This window comes from Shinella sp. OV683, assembly GCF_057787725.1.
This window is the reverse complement of sequence record NZ_CM173543.1, coordinates 3184381-3197011: the sequence shown is the minus strand read 5'-3', so window position 1 is coordinate 3197011 and position 12631 is coordinate 3184381. Positions and strand designations below refer to the sequence as shown.

The 12631-nt window shown below is 59.3% G+C and carries 18 protein-coding genes; 9 read left to right on the top strand and 9 right to left on the bottom strand.

What is annotated here, in order from left to right:
- Nucleotides 1-48: 48 nt before the first annotated feature.
- Nucleotides 49-972: an AraC family transcriptional regulator gene (locus ACXHRN_RS15430; RefSeq protein WP_488637193.1), complete on the bottom strand. Its 924-nt coding sequence runs from the start codon at nt 970-972 to the stop codon at nt 49-51.
- Nucleotides 973-1066: 94 nt separating this feature from the next.
- Between ACXHRN_RS15430 and ACXHRN_RS15425 the strand changes: the two genes are divergently transcribed.
- From ACXHRN_RS15425 to ACXHRN_RS15415, 3 genes are all read left to right on the top strand, one after another.
- On the top strand, nt 1067-1912 hold the full coding sequence (locus ACXHRN_RS15425; protein ID WP_488637192.1) for an SDR family oxidoreductase: 846 nt from the start codon (nt 1067-1069) through the stop codon (nt 1910-1912).
- Between the two features lie 197 nt (nt 1913-2109).
- Nucleotides 2110-3075 carry a flagellin N-terminal helical domain-containing protein gene (locus ACXHRN_RS15420; RefSeq protein WP_488637191.1) on the top strand — a complete coding sequence of 322 codons (966 nt, stop codon included), beginning with the start codon at nt 2110-2112 and terminating at the stop codon, nt 3073-3075.
- 71 nt (nt 3076-3146) lie between these two features.
- A complete protein-coding gene (locus tag ACXHRN_RS15415) occupies nt 3147-3725 on the top strand; it encodes a hypothetical protein (protein WP_488637190.1) in 579 nt (192 codons plus the stop codon).
- On the opposite strand, the gene ACXHRN_RS15410 is transcribed toward ACXHRN_RS15415, so the two are convergent.
- The 7 genes from ACXHRN_RS15410 to ACXHRN_RS15380 all read right to left on the bottom strand — a co-directional run bounded on the left by ACXHRN_RS15410 (nt 3715) and on the right by ACXHRN_RS15380 (nt 7823).
- Nucleotides 3715-4227 carry a tyrosine phosphatase family protein gene (locus ACXHRN_RS15410; RefSeq protein WP_488637189.1) on the bottom strand — a complete coding sequence of 171 codons (513 nt, stop codon included), beginning with the start codon at nt 4225-4227 and terminating at the stop codon, nt 3715-3717. The two genes, ACXHRN_RS15415 and ACXHRN_RS15410, sit on opposite strands and share 11 nt — an antisense overlap.
- A 46-nt stretch (nt 4228-4273) precedes the next feature.
- The gene (locus ACXHRN_RS15405; RefSeq protein WP_488637188.1) at nt 4274-4876 is read right to left on the bottom strand and encodes a YfbR-like 5'-deoxynucleotidase; all 603 of its coding nucleotides are present in this window, start codon (nt 4874-4876) and stop codon (nt 4274-4276) included.
- Entirely contained in the window at nt 4873-5712 is an 840-nt protein-coding gene (gene ygfZ, locus ACXHRN_RS15400) for a CAF17-like 4Fe-4S cluster assembly/insertion protein YgfZ (protein ID WP_488637187.1), read from the bottom strand. The genes ACXHRN_RS15405 and ygfZ overlap by 4 nt, the downstream gene beginning before the upstream one ends.
- A 71-nt stretch (nt 5713-5783) precedes the next feature.
- Nucleotides 5784-6560, bottom strand: coding sequence for a hypothetical protein (locus ACXHRN_RS15395; protein WP_488637186.1), 777 nt, complete (start codon nt 6558-6560; stop codon nt 5784-5786).
- Between the two features lie 14 nt (nt 6561-6574).
- Nucleotides 6575-6832 carry a hypothetical protein gene (locus ACXHRN_RS15390; RefSeq protein WP_488637185.1) on the bottom strand — a complete coding sequence of 86 codons (258 nt, stop codon included), beginning with the start codon at nt 6830-6832 and terminating at the stop codon, nt 6575-6577.
- A gap of 104 nt (nt 6833-6936) precedes the next feature.
- Entirely contained in the window at nt 6937-7380 is a 444-nt protein-coding gene (locus tag ACXHRN_RS15385) for a TIGR02301 family protein (RefSeq protein WP_488637184.1), read from the bottom strand.
- A 5-nt stretch (nt 7381-7385) separates the two neighbouring features.
- Nucleotides 7386-7823: an NUDIX domain-containing protein gene (locus ACXHRN_RS15380; protein ID WP_488637183.1), complete on the bottom strand. Its 438-nt coding sequence runs from the start codon at nt 7821-7823 to the stop codon at nt 7386-7388.
- 64 nt (nt 7824-7887) lie between these two features.
- Here ACXHRN_RS15380 and ACXHRN_RS15375 point away from each other — a divergent pair, with 64 nt between their 5' ends.
- From ACXHRN_RS15375 to ACXHRN_RS15355, 5 genes are read left to right on the top strand one after another with little or no spacing between them, the layout of a single operon-like run.
- Nucleotides 7888-8655 carry an SOS response-associated peptidase gene (locus ACXHRN_RS15375; protein WP_488637182.1) on the top strand — a complete coding sequence of 256 codons (768 nt, stop codon included), beginning with the start codon at nt 7888-7890 and terminating at the stop codon, nt 8653-8655.
- Between the two features lie 9 nt (nt 8656-8664).
- Nucleotides 8665-9312 carry an FMN-binding negative transcriptional regulator gene (locus tag ACXHRN_RS15370; RefSeq protein ID WP_488637181.1) on the top strand — a complete coding sequence of 216 codons (648 nt, stop codon included), beginning with the start codon at nt 8665-8667 and terminating at the stop codon, nt 9310-9312.
- A 48-nt stretch (nt 9313-9360) separates the two neighbouring features.
- Entirely contained in the window at nt 9361-9639 is a 279-nt protein-coding gene (locus ACXHRN_RS15365; protein ID WP_488637180.1) for a ribbon-helix-helix domain-containing protein, read from the top strand.
- Nucleotides 9626-9934 (top strand): type II toxin-antitoxin system RelE/ParE family toxin, encoded by a 309-nt coding sequence (locus tag ACXHRN_RS15360; protein ID WP_488637179.1) that lies wholly within the window; start codon nt 9626-9628, stop codon nt 9932-9934. Before ACXHRN_RS15365 ends, ACXHRN_RS15360 begins: the two co-directional genes overlap by 14 nt.
- Nucleotides 9935-9942: 8 nt before the next feature.
- Nucleotides 9943-10551 carry a LysE/ArgO family amino acid transporter gene (locus ACXHRN_RS15355; RefSeq protein ID WP_488641918.1) on the top strand — a complete coding sequence of 203 codons (609 nt, stop codon included), beginning with the start codon at nt 9943-9945 and terminating at the stop codon, nt 10549-10551.
- A 2-nt stretch (nt 10552-10553) separates the two neighbouring features.
- Here ACXHRN_RS15355 and ACXHRN_RS15350 read toward each other — a convergent pair whose 3' ends face one another.
- Entirely contained in the window at nt 10554-10721 is a 168-nt protein-coding gene (locus ACXHRN_RS15350) for a hypothetical protein (RefSeq protein ID WP_488637178.1), read from the bottom strand.
- 389 nt (nt 10722-11110) lie between these two features.
- On the opposite strand from ACXHRN_RS15350, the gene cysS reads away from it, so the two are divergent.
- Nucleotides 11111-12607 (top strand): cysteine--tRNA ligase, encoded by a 1497-nt coding sequence (cysS, locus tag ACXHRN_RS15345; RefSeq protein WP_488637177.1) that lies wholly within the window; start codon nt 11111-11113, stop codon nt 12605-12607.
- Nucleotides 12608-12631: the final 24 nt, after the last annotated feature.

Below are 12631 nucleotides of genomic sequence, written 5' to 3'. Positions count from 1 at the left end.
CCGGGGAAAATGAAAGGGCAGGGGTGGAATTCCACAAGCAGGCGCAATTCAAGTTCGGACTTTTACTCCCGCCGCGTATTCGCTCGGTGGGCAGCCGACTCGCTGACTGAAGGCGGTGCTGAAGGCGCTGGCTGACTTGTAGCCGATCCTGAACGCGATCTCCTCAAGCGAGCCTCGGCCATGAAGAAGTGCGTCCTTGGCCAGTGCCATCCGCCAGCTCAGCAAGTATTCCACGGGGGCTGAGCCCACGGCCTGGGCAAAACGCCGCGCGAACACCGCGCGCGACATGCTTGCCCGCCGTGCAAGTTCGCCGACCGTCCAGCCACGCGCGACATCGGCATGGATCTCCGCAAGCGCGCGCGCCAGCTGCGGGTCCACAAGCCCGCGCAGAACACCCGGTTGTGGCAGCGACGAAGCCTCCCGGCGCAGGGTTTCGATCAGCATGACCTCGATCAATCGCGATAGCACCGCATTCCGCCCAGGGCGGGTGCCATCCGCCTCATCGAGAATAGTCGAGATCAGGGTGCGCAATCTGCTGGCTCCTTCGTCCGAGGCACGAAGGTGAAGATAGCGCGGCAGCAGTTTGACCAGCAGGTCGGCATTCGCGGGATCGCAGACAACCAGCCCGCCAAGAATGCGTGCGGCCTGCGTGCCGTCGGGCTCGCCGATCCGCACTTCGCCATCCACGGTATGGATGGTCTTGAAAGCGTCATCCGACAGCACGGTTGCCATGCCGGGTGCGCTGAGGAATACATCGGCCAGTGGTCGGGCTGACAGCACATAGTCGCCTTCCTGCAGTTCGAGCAATTCACCTTCATGCTCCTGAAACCAGCATCGACCTTCGCTGACGAAATAGAAGGTCGGCCCCAATTGGGGTGGCACGCGCACGCCCCAACTGCCCCAGGCCGCCAACTTTCCGAGAAGCACTGTCTGCGGCCGCAGTAGCTGAATAATGTCCGTCAACGCATCCATTGAGACGATCCATAACAAAAATGAGATAATCCATTATGGATCAATATAATCCTGCAGGCTAGTGGTGCGACATCACGAAACGGAGATAAATCGAATGACCAAGACAATCCTCATCACCGGCTGCTCGTCCGGCGTCGGCAAATCGGCTGCAAGACATTTCGCCGCCCACGGCTGGAACGTCATCGCGACGATGCGAAACCCGGAGCCGGAACTGGCGATCGAGTATCCCGACCGCATCATGATCCAAGCGCTGGATGTCTCAGATTCGGCTAGTGTCGAGCTGGCTGTCGAAGCTGGAATCAAGCGCTTCGGCGGTCTGGATGCCGTCGTCAACAATGCCGGTATCACCATGGTCTCGGTGTTCGAGATCACGCCCGACGCGGCCGCGCGGCGGATATTCGAGACCAATGTGTTCGGCGTCATGAACGTCATCCGCGCCACCGTGCCCCATCTCCGCAGGCGCGGCGGTGGCACCATCGTCAATATCACTTCGGGAGTCGGCATCGCGGCGGTGCCGTTGTTGTCACTCTATGTCGCATCGAAGCAGGCCGCAGAGGGCCTCTCCGAGTCGCTGTCCTACGAACTTGAATCGCAGAATATTCGGGTGAGGATCGTCGAGTCCGGCGCTATTCGCACGACCAACTTCACCGCTAGCGGCATGGCATTGTCGCAAGCAGCGCCCGTACCGGAAAGTTACAAGGACTATTTCGATCACGCTCTGCAATCGATGATTAACTACCCTTTTGACTCCACCGAGGAACAGGCCGTCGTTGAAACGATCTACCGTGCGGCGACCGATGCCTCATCCCGACTGCGCTATCTGGTGGGACCTGATGTGGAAGAGTATGCCCGCCTTCGGTGGTCGACGTCAGAAGATGAGTATCGTGCTTCGATGTCCAGGCTTACCGGCCACACGGCGTGGCGCGAAAAGGCGAGGTAACGCCCGCCGCTTCCGCTTTGAAAGTCGCCATCTGGCGGCTTTCTCCGCGCCAGGATCACACAGCCTGCCGCCAGCCATAAGCAGCCATCACCCCACATTTCGCACCGCATCATTTACCCTTTGTTAGCCATGTTTGTTAATATTTGCCCGCATTCCCTTTTGTTCATGACGAGCAGCTATTTTTCAAAGGTCTTGTTATGAACAGCATCCACACCAATCATGCCGCAAAGTTGGCGCTCAGCACCTTGCGCACCATCGACACCAACATGGCCGACGTGCAGGACAATGTGAGTTCCGGGTTGCGCATCACCGAAGCGTCGAACAATGCAGCCTATTGGTCCATCGCAACAACGATGCGCTCGGATAGTGGGGCGATTTCCGCCGTGCAGGATGCGCTCGGGCTCGGCGCCGCCATGGTCGACACCGCCTATGTCGGCATGTCGGATGCGGTCGATGTGATGGCGGAGATCAAAGCGCGGCTGGTCGCGGCTCGCGAACCCGGCGTCGACAAGCTGAAGATCAATTCGGAAATCACCGAGCTCAAGAACCAGATACGCTCGATCGCTTCGGCCGCCACCTTCTCGGGCGAAAACTGGCTGCTGATGCAGTCGGCGGCACAGGATGGCCCCAAGCAGGTCGTCGGCTCCTTCGTGCGTGGCGAGTCCGGCGACGTTGCTGTCAAGACGATCACCTACGACATGACCTCGGTCTTCGACACCACGCAGGTCTTCTACCTCGTCGACGACTACAGCAGCGATAGCGGCATCGTCACCAACTCGGCTTTTGCCGATGCGCTGGCAACCGCCTCCGACTGGGTGCTCTTCAACGGCGCCAACAATCCGGGTCACGCGGAGATCACGCTGACCGCAACGACGCCCACGACCGATCTCGAGGAGATGATTTCCGTCACCGACGCCATGGCGGAGAAGATGACAGAGATCGCCTCCAATCTCGGCGCCATGCAAACCCGTATCGGGCTTCAGGCTGATTTCGCCAACAGGTTCATGAAGGTCGTCGACAAGGGCATCGGGCGTCTGGTCGACGCCGACTTGTCGGCGGAATCGACACGGTTGAAGGCACTGCAGGCACAGCAGCAACTCGGCACCCAGGCGCTGTCGATCGCCAATGGGAGCACGGCCAACATGCTGCAATTGCTGCAGTAGTAGTGCCGCGGACTGAGCATTCCACCGGCAGGAGGATCCGAATTCGAAACCTGCGCGAGGGTTGTGCCCCAATGGGCTATCGTGTTCGCGACACTGGTAAGAGCGTCAAAAAACTGTCACATTGGCTTTCAAGATTCGGCGCGTGCGGGGCGCAGGAGGCCAATTTGTCAGCGTTGCTCCTGAAAAACGGGGATTTTGTTGCATGTGTGTATCGCGGGCTTGTTGATGACTATGCCCGGCAAGCGATGCGGAATATCGCCGAGAAGGTGTTCAGGAGCGGCAGCAAGAAATTCTCGAAGCTCATCATCAAGGTAGGGGACCGCGAGACGAGCGCTTGGGACTATTACTGCTACGGGCATTTCAAAGGCAGCAGTGCCTTCCAGGACAAGTTCATCTCCGACTATCTCAAGCTGGCGCTCATCAAGCGGATCGACGCTCTTGCCGAAGAGAAGCTGAGGCTGATGGAGATTTCCGCCTGTAATCTCATGGAGATCGACGAGAACACTATTCTGCGCAGTGACCAGGTGCTGAAACTGATCCAGGCGGAATTGCATTCGCTCGTGCTGGCCCACGGCCAGATGTTGCTGCCGGACACTCCAAGCAAGGAGTTTCGAGCTGTGCCACTCGAGGAGGCGCTGGTCACCACCTAAGGATAAACGGCGCATCTCCGGCATAGTCTGTCCCCCGGCCGATTGCCTTGACGGCTGAGACAAGACGACCCGAGCGTCCAAGCATCGCGTCGCCGATCTCGACTAGCCGCACATTTGGTGTCGCTTGGGCGGATGCCTGTCGCAAGCGCATGGCGAGCTCCTGTTCATCGAGGTCAGGATCAACCGCGAGCGCGGCAATCAGTGCCGCTGCCGGCGAGCGTGACACGCCCATCCAGCAATGTACCAGCAAGGGCGCTTGTGTATCCCAGCCACGCGCAAAATCCACGATTGCGGCGACATGGGCCTCCTGCGGCGCGATGAGCCCTTCCTTGCCGGCAAAAGCGATATCGTTGACCGCGACGGTCAGATGGCGGGCGGGGTCGATGATGCCCGGTCGATGAAAGTCATGGTTCTCGGCGATCAAACTGATCATTTCCCGCGCCTTGTGGCGCCCGGCCATTTCGCCGATGGTTTTGAGAGGGGAGACGATGATGGTGGGCATCAGATGTTACGCCCCCGGAAATTGGGGGATGATGACTGCGGGTTCATCATTTCCGCATCCCCTCGATCGCATGAAACCGTTCGGCAAACCGCGCCTGTGCATCCATCGCGGGCATTGGCGCGATCGCCAGCATGTCTGATGTGATGCCGCGCGGTTGCCCGAAGAATTTGCGTGCCTCCGCTTCGGTGAAGCCGGCAAGTTCCGTTGCCTCGAAATAGGCGGCGATCTGGTCGGCTTTCTTGATCGCTGCCTTCAGCGTGGCCGACGGATGTGGCGGCAGGCCGAAACGCAGGTGGATGGCGGCCTCGAGCCGCTTTTCCACCGACTTGTAGCCGCCGCCGACCACGGCCTTGAATGGCGAGATCATGTCGCCGATCACATATTCAGGTGCGTCATGCAAAAGCGCCATCTGCCAATCGGCAGCTGGCGCATCGGGGTTGTGACGACGAAAGATCTCTTCGACGACGAGGCAATGCTGGGCGACGGAAAAGGCATGGTCGCCATGCGTCTGGCCATTCCAGCGGGCGACCCGTGCCAGCCCATGGGCAATGTCGGAAAGTTCGACATCGACAGGCGAGGGATCGAGCAGATCCAGCCGACGGCCGGAGAGCATTCTCTGCCAGGCCCTAACATCACGAGAGCTGCTCATGAGGCTGCTTCGTCAGCTTCCACGGGGAAATCCAGCCCGGTCCAGCTCGGCAGCAGTGGATGTATCTTGCTGTCGCCCGCCGTGATCGCCGTGCCGTCGGCCAACGCAGCGCCAGCCTTGTCGATGCGAATGACGGCCAGCCCGGTCTTGCCGCTCGATGACAGCAGCGTGCCGATTTCGCGGCCGCCGGCAAGGATTGCTTCGCCCGCCGCCGGCAAGGCGTCTGCGGTTATCGACACTAGCCTGCGCCGGGCGGTTGACCGGTGCTGCATGCGCGAGACGACTTCCTGGCCGATATAGCAGCCCTTCTTGAAGGACAGGCCACCATTCCTGTCCATCAGCAGGTCATGCGGAAAATAATCGGTGAGCGCGCCATCCTCGCCGCCGCCGGAGATACCGTTGATATGGCGGAGCGCCTCATAGGCGGCGAAATCTGCATCGCCCGAAGCACCGGCCGAGCGATAAAGCACGATTCCGGCTTTGGCGAAACGCATGTCTTGCAGGCTGCCATCAGGCCGGGGAGCCTCCCAGGCAACGGCGACCGAGGTTTGCTCGCCTTTTCCGAACGTCACCTTGGCGCGCAGACGGTAAAGTGTCAGGCGTTTGATCAGCGGATCGGCATTCTCTGCCGTGGTCTCCAGCAGCAGGCCGTCATCGGTGCGGCTGACCAGGAATTCAAACAGGATCTTGCCCTGCGGTGTCAGCAGCGCACCGGGCCAAGCCTCGCCGGGTTGAACGAGGGCGAGATCGGTGGTGATCAGGCTTTGCAGCAGATCGACGGCATCCTCGCCGGAAACAGTGATGAAACTGCGGTTTTCAATCGTGACGACGGGCATATCTGGCGATTCCTGTTGTTCGCTCAGAGGTAATCCCGGAAGGTCGCCTCGACAAGAGCCGAGGCGATGCGTCAGTCGCCCGCGACGAAGAATTTCCACTTGCCGGCCGGCGTGATGCCGATACGGTAGAAATTGTAGCTGCCGAATTCCTTCATGTCGGAGACGTCGGACGCGGTGACGATGCGGTAGAGTTCGACGATTTCCGGCGGCGTCAGCGAATCGAGCTTCTTCTCGGCAAAGTATGGCCAGACATAGGTCTCGTCCTCGGTGCCGGCATCGACGCGCGCCGCTCCGGTCGAGATGATATCGAGCAGGATCGCCAGAATCTCGCGTCCTTCGCCATCGCCGGACAGGCTCTTGAGCGCAGCAATGGGATCTTCCGGCGCTTCGCCGATCGAAACCTGGGTCTGGTCCTCGCCCGAAGACATCAGCGGCCGCAGCCGCTCGATATCGCCGGAGGCGGCCGCCTCGACAATCGCCACGCGCAGCTTCTTCACCGGTTCCGGCAGGGTCGACAGGTCGAGAATGATCTCGGCGGGCTTTGCCGGTTCGTCAGCCTTGTTGCTGGTATCGTCGGCTTTGTCGCCAGGCTTCTTGATCAGCGAATCGGGCATCGGGATGCCCTGCTTTGCGTCATCCATGCCTTCTTCGTCCTCGGCGTCCGGCTCCTTCGAGGGATCAGCTTTGTCAGCCTCGTCCTTGAGGGCCTGCGCATCGGGAGATTTCTTGAGGTCGGTGAGTGCGAAGGCTGAATGCGGCGACGCGATTAAAGTCAAAGCCAGAACGATGGCGGCGGCGAGCGCCGGAAACGGGTGGCGGTTAGAGGAAATGAACCTCTTGCCAGGCATCACTAATATTCCTCTTACTGAATCGTCCTGTTGGGCGAGAATTCTCCTGAGAGAATGCGCTCGCGCAGGCTTTCGAGCAGCTTTTCTGCACCCTGTTCGCCGAGCAGGCGAATCGTTTCCTGCATGGCGAAGGAAATCGCGGCTTCAGCAATGATTTCCGGCTCTATGCCGTCTGCACGGCCTTCAGCCCAAGCCTCGGTCTGGCTTTCCCAGGCAGCCTGCATCTTTTCGTGGACGATCATCTCGTCGATTTCTTTGAGGCTTGTTTGCATCACGAAATTCCTTGCGTCGGGCCAATCATTACCGGTCCGTTAATACCCATAGCAAGGTTTTCCCAATTCGGCACGGGGTGCAATGAAAAGAGGTAAAAAAATGCTTAATTTCCAAAGCGGGCGGTAATTTCTGTGGCAAGTGTTGCACCTTCGGCACGATATTTCTCTTCCGCCGCCACCGCCTGCGGCGTGCACTTGGTATAGGTCGCGGCAAATGAGCGGTAGCCGCGATTGAAGCCTGCCGTAAACGCCGCAGCCCGTTTCGGTTCGTTGCGAGTCTCCTCGGCCAACAGATCCGACATCAGCTGCCGCCACTCGGCCTCCTTGCCGTTGCAGAGATTGCGCAGATAATGCACCGATCCGAGAATTTCGGCCATCCGCAGCAGCCGTTCGTCATAGGGTGCGGGCTTTTCTACCACTGCAGGCGGCGGCGATTCTTCGGCGGCTTTCTCTTCCTTTTTCTGCTTTTCAGCGCCAAGCGAAGCCGTGGCTCCATTGAGGAGCGTCGCCAAGGCCAGAAGGATGAGGGTCAGGACACGAAAGGACATGGATCTCAATTAACAGACGCCTGCACATCGGGCAAACCGCCGACAAGCATTTCGATCTCTATGCGATCGACGCATTCGCGCACGCTGTCGGGAATGTTGAGGCGCCGAATCTCCTCGGGCGTATGCCAGCCGGCATCGGCGGCATCGTCGCGGGCCTCGGCAATCGCCTCAGCATCCGCCTCGACCAGAAACACGCTGAGATGAAAATGCCGGCCGGGATTTTCCGATTGCAGATCGTAGAAGGCGAACAGCTTTGGCGAATGCGCAGTAATGCCTGTCTCCTCTTCGAATTCGCGGAGCGCCGTCTGCTCCGGCGACTCGCCCGGTTCAGCCCGCCCGCCCGGAAAGGCGAACATATCGAACGAAGGCGGGTTCTTGCGTCGGATCAGCAGAATGCGACCCTGGCGGATCAGGATGGCGGAGGAAGCGAGTTCGATGGTCATGCAAGCAGCCCTGAATCAATCTCTGAACATTGACGTATAGGTATCGCAATGCCAAATAAAATCCATGTGTGGACGCTTTGCCCTGACCGCGACAACCGAAGCCGTCATGAATGAACTCGGTGTCGAGGGCATTCATGAACTGGCTGCGCGCTACAACATTGCCCCGACGCAGCCGATTCTTGTCGTCGTCGAAGGCGAGAAAGGGCCGAGAGGCTCCAACCTGCCGACAAGGCGCGCTTTGCTCGTCCGCTGGGGCCTGTGGCCATCCTGGGTGAAGGACCCCGCAGCTTTTACCCTGCTGATCAATGCCCGTTCGGAAACTGCGATCGGCAAGGCCTCGTTCAAAGCGGCCATGCGGCACCGGCGCGTGCTGATCCCGGCATCAGGGTTTTACGAATGGCACCGGCCACCGAAGGGAAGCGACGAGAAATCGCAGGCCTATTGGGTGCGGCCCAAGCGTGGCGGACTGGTGGCCTTTGCCGGTCTGATGGAAACGTGGTCGTCGCCGGATGGCTCGGAAGTCGATACTGGCGCCATCCTCACGGTGGATTCCAATCCTGCCTTCATGCCGATCCACGACCGCATGCCGGTGGTCATCGCGCCGGAAGATTTCGAGCGCTGGCTCGATTGCAAGACGCAGGAGCCGCGCGACGTCGCCGACCTGATGAAGACACCCGACGAAGACATGTTCGAGGTCATCCCGGTCTCGGATCTCGTCAATAAGGTTGCCAATATGGGCCCGGAATTGCAAGATCGCGTCCAGATCGTGCGCTTGCCCAAGGCACCGCCGAAGAAGAAGCCCCCTGAAAGCGGGCAGATGAGTTTGTTTTAAGGAAGACCGATGTACCAGCCGCCGCTTTTTCGCGAAGAACGCCTTGACGTACTGCATACACTGATGCGCAGCCATCCGCTGGCAACGCTGATTTGCGTCGGCCCGGATGGCGAGCCCGAGGCGAATGTCGTGCCTGTCCTGCTGGATGAGACGCGTGGCGAAAAGGGCGTGCTGAAGTGTCACGTGGCGCGCGCCAACCCGCAATGGAAAAAGCTGGCCGAGACGGGCAGGGCATTGGTCATCTTCCAGGGCCCGGACGCCTATGTGACGCCCTCCTGGTACAAGACCAAGCAGGAGACCGGCAAAGTCGTGCCGACCTGGAACTACGCAATCGTGCAGGTGCGTGGACAGGTGACGGTTCATGAGGATGCGGAGTGGCTGGGTGTGCAGGTTCGCGAGCTGACGCAGATCCACGAGGGAAACCGCGAAAAGCCGTGGGCGGTGGACGATGCGCCCGAGAGCTTCGTCAGTGCCCAGCTCAAGGGCATTGTCGGGCTTGAGATCGAGATCTCTTCGATCGAAGGCAAGTGGAAAGTCAGCCAGAATCGCCCGGTCGACGATCGTATCGGCGTGATGACGGGGCTGGGTGGGGAGAACTCGGTTGATGCGCCGGCAATGGCTGGCTTGGTCAAGGCGTTTGGGGGATTGACTGAGTAGCGTAGACGTCGTTTCGTTGAAATAGCCCGACCAAGATGGTAGAAAGCGATGATGAAACACGCTGATCCGAATTCCCTGCTGGTAACCCTGCCTGCCGACCAGATGGAGCGGCTGAACGAACTCGTAGAATCGGGGGAATATGCCTCCCGGGACGAGGTCATTCTGGCCGCGTTGCGTGTTTGGGAGGAGCGGAACGCCGCCGAAATGTTGGACGGTGAATTCCTGAAAGCCGAATATGAGGCGGGGCTTGCAAGCGGCGAGCCTGTAGCGGTCGATATTGACGACTTGATCGTCAGCTTTAAAGCCGCCAAACATGCCGCGGGCTGAATATCGCCTTTCTCCCAAAGCCATTCGCGACCTCGAAAAAATCTGGACCTATATCGCGGAACACAATGAGATGGCGGCGGATGCGCTGCTGCAACGCATCCGTGACAAAATTCGGTCGGCCGCCTTTCATCCTGACTTGGGGTCGAAGCGGCCTGCACTGAGCGTGAGGGCGAGGATTCTCATTGAGGGACAATATGTAGTTGTCTATGAGCCCGCAGACTATGGCGTCTATGTCGTGGCGGTCGCCCATGGCAGGAGACAACCTTCCAACTGGTTGAAAGACAAGAATCCTTAATGCCCCCCATTTTCAATGCTTCCCTCTCCGGCTTCCTGCTCGGAGCTTCCCTTATCATCGCCATCGGCGCGCAAAATGCCTTCATCCTGCGGCAGGGGCTGTTGCGCAAGCATGTCTTCGTGCTCTGCCTGATCTGCGCGTCATCGGATGCGATCCTGATTGCACTCGGCGTCGGTGGCTTGGGAACGTTGGTTTCACAGTCGCCGGTGCTGATCGAAGCAGTGACGATCGGCGGCGCGATCTTCCTGGCGGCCTATGCGGCTATCGCATTCGGCAGGGCGGTGCACCCGGCGGCGATGAAGGTGGCGGAGACGAGTGATGGTCGGCTCGGAGCCGCTGCTGCAGCCTGCCTCGCCTTCACCTTCCTCAATCCGCATGTCTATCTGGATACTGTGGTGCTGCTGGGCAGCCTGTCGGCGGGCTACGAAGGTGCCGCGCGCATTGCCTATGGGGCGGGCGCCGCGGCGGCTTCCTTCGTGTGGTTCTTCGCGCTGGGTTACGGCGCGCGCCTGCTGGAGCCGGTCTTCGCCAAACCCGCAGCTTGGCGGGTTCTTGACGTGATCATCGGCGTGGTGATGGCGGCACTCGCCATCAGCCTCATTCATCGGTTGCTATAGCCTCAGGCGGCGACGGCGGGAGCGGCGGATTTTGCCTTCTGCTCGGCTTCCTTGGCATCCTTGCCGGCCTGCAGCATCAGCGCTGCGGCGAGCAAGTGGCGCGGTCCCAGCGGACGGTAATGCGCCAAAAGGTCGTTAAGGCTTTGTTTACTGTTTTCAATCTTTTGCATGTCATTCCCTCAACCATGTTATGAAGATCGGCGTAAGCCTTTTTATGCCCATCGGATTGGGACGATATCAAGGCGATCAGACGCATCTTCGAGCCTGACATGAGCATAGCGCTCTGTTCGCAGAATTCTGTCACCGAAGTAACACACCCCACCTTGACCCAAATCGTGGAAAGCGCGATAAGGACGCCATGAAAACGATAATTTGCATTTGCCGGAAGATTATTCGCTAGCACATCGCTGGCCCGGCCGTTTTCGTCTCCTGACATAACAAGAGCTCAAAACGCCCCGGCCAGCCCGGCCAGATGCATTTGGCTGAGCTAAATGATTTAGCCGGGCTAGATGTGTTTAGCGGCCTATCCCGTTTTCTGGCTTGGCATTGGGAGAGATCTATGGCCGATGCGCCTGTTCTGAAGCTCTACAACACCCTGACGCGCGAAAAAGCGCCGTTTGCACCGATCGATCCCAGCAATGTCCGCATGTATGTCTGCGGCCCCACGGTCTATGATTTCGCCCATATAGGTAATGCGCGTCCGGCCATTGTCTTCGATGTGCTGTTTCGGCTGCTCAGGCATGTTTATGGCGACGCCCACGTAAAGTACGTCCGCAACATCACCGACCTCGACGACAAGATCAACGCGCGTGCACTCCGCGATTTTCCCGGCATGGATCTCAACGCCGCAATCCGGCTGGTGACGGAGAAGACCGAGAAGCAATACCGCGACGATGTGACAGCGCTCGGTTGCCTGGAGCCCACGGTGCAGCCACGCGCCACCGAATACATCGCCGAGATGGTCGAGATCATCCAGCAGTTGCTTCACAAGGGCCACGCCTATGTCGCGACAGGCGGTGAGGGCAGGGAAGTGCTGTTCGCCACCGGCTCGATGGCGGATTATGGCCAACTCTCCAAGCGCAAGCTCGAGGACCAGCAGGCCGGCGCCCGCGTCGCCGTCGAGGCCCACAAGAAAAGCCCCGGCGACTTCGTGCTGTGGAAGGAATCGGCTCCCGATCAGCCCGGCTGGCCCGGAACCTTCACATTCGAAGGCGCGACAACGCCGATCTTCGGCCGTCCCGGCTGGCATATCGAATGCTCGGCGATGGCCGGTCGCTATCTCGGCGATGTCTTCGATATCCATGGCGGCGGACTGGATCTGATCTTCCCGCACCATGAAAACGAGATCGCCCAGTCGCGCTGCGCCCACGGCACCGACGTCATGGCCAATGTCTGGATGCACAACGGTTTCGTGCAGGTCGAAGGCCGCAAGATGTCGAAGTCCGAGGGCAACTTCGTCACGATTTATGAGCTGCTGCATACGGATAAGTTCGGTGGGCGGAAATGGCCGGGCGAGGTGTTGCGGCTGGCGATGCTGATGACAGACTATAAGGAGCCTATTGATTTCAGTGTAAAAAGGCTTGAGGAAGCTGAGACTCTCCTAACCCGCTGGTACAGAATGCTGGCAGAAGTCTGGCCTCTAACTCCCTCGCAACCTTCCGTGCAGACGATATATAGCTTGGCTGATGATCTGAGTACAAAGACGGCTATTGATGAGCTTTATGGAATGTTTTCGGCAAGTAGAGCTGGAGCGATGCGCGCCGGAGCACGCGTGGGTTGGGATTTTTATGACGGAGATAACTCAGCCACCGCATTGGCGTCTGCTCAACTTCTAGGGCTGTTAAAACTGGATCCCGCCGAGTGGCTTCAGTCCGGCGCGATTGACTCGGGCGGTGTGGTAAATGCGGTGAATCAACGCCTCGAACTCCTCAAATCCAAAAACTTCGCCGAAGCCGACAAGATCCGTGACGATCTTCTCGCCAAGGGCATCCAGCTCAAGGACGGCAAGGATCCCGCGACGGGCGAGCGCGTGACCACCTGGGAGGTAAAGCGGTGATTGCGCTTTATGTCGTGCGGGCAT

What these genes read in the sequence shown, in the direction of transcription:
- ACXHRN_RS15430 (WP_488637193.1), bottom strand. Translation starts at nt 972, where the DNA reads ATGGATGCGTTGACGGACATTATTCAGCTACTGCGGCCGCAGACAGTG.
- ACXHRN_RS15425 (WP_488637192.1), top strand. Translation starts at nt 1,067, where the DNA reads ATGACCAAGACAATCCTCATCACCGGCTGCTCGTCCGGCGTCGGCAAA.
- ACXHRN_RS15420 (WP_488637191.1), top strand. Translation starts at nt 2,110, where the DNA reads ATGAACAGCATCCACACCAATCATGCCGCAAAGTTGGCGCTCAGCACC.
- ACXHRN_RS15415 (WP_488637190.1), top strand. Translation starts at nt 3,147, where the DNA reads ATGGGCTATCGTGTTCGCGACACTGGTAAGAGCGTCAAAAAACTGTCA.
- ACXHRN_RS15410 (WP_488637189.1), bottom strand. Translation starts at nt 4,227, where the DNA reads ATGCCCACCATCATCGTCTCCCCTCTCAAAACCATCGGCGAAATGGCC.
- ACXHRN_RS15405 (WP_488637188.1), bottom strand. Translation starts at nt 4,876, where the DNA reads ATGAGCAGCTCTCGTGATGTTAGGGCCTGGCAGAGAATGCTCTCCGGC.
- ygfZ (WP_488637187.1), bottom strand. Translation starts at nt 5,712, where the DNA reads ATGCCCGTCGTCACGATTGAAAACCGCAGTTTCATCACTGTTTCCGGC.
- ACXHRN_RS15395 (WP_488637186.1), bottom strand. Translation starts at nt 6,560, where the DNA reads ATGCCTGGCAAGAGGTTCATTTCCTCTAACCGCCACCCGTTTCCGGCG.
- ACXHRN_RS15390 (WP_488637185.1), bottom strand. Translation starts at nt 6,832, where the DNA reads ATGCAAACAAGCCTCAAAGAAATCGACGAGATGATCGTCCACGAAAAG.
- ACXHRN_RS15385 (WP_488637184.1), bottom strand. Translation starts at nt 7,380, where the DNA reads ATGTCCTTTCGTGTCCTGACCCTCATCCTTCTGGCCTTGGCGACGCTC.
- ACXHRN_RS15380 (WP_488637183.1), bottom strand. Translation starts at nt 7,823, where the DNA reads ATGACCATCGAACTCGCTTCCTCCGCCATCCTGATCCGCCAGGGTCGC.
- ACXHRN_RS15375 (WP_488637182.1), top strand. Translation starts at nt 7,888, where the DNA reads ATGTGTGGACGCTTTGCCCTGACCGCGACAACCGAAGCCGTCATGAAT.
- ACXHRN_RS15370 (WP_488637181.1), top strand. Translation starts at nt 8,665, where the DNA reads ATGTACCAGCCGCCGCTTTTTCGCGAAGAACGCCTTGACGTACTGCAT.
- ACXHRN_RS15365 (WP_488637180.1), top strand. Translation starts at nt 9,361, where the DNA reads ATGATGAAACACGCTGATCCGAATTCCCTGCTGGTAACCCTGCCTGCC.
- ACXHRN_RS15360 (WP_488637179.1), top strand. Translation starts at nt 9,626, where the DNA reads ATGCCGCGGGCTGAATATCGCCTTTCTCCCAAAGCCATTCGCGACCTC.
- ACXHRN_RS15350 (WP_488637178.1), bottom strand. Translation starts at nt 10,721, where the DNA reads ATGCAAAAGATTGAAAACAGTAAACAAAGCCTTAACGACCTTTTGGCG.
- cysS (WP_488637177.1), top strand. Translation starts at nt 11,111, where the DNA reads ATGGCCGATGCGCCTGTTCTGAAGCTCTACAACACCCTGACGCGCGAA.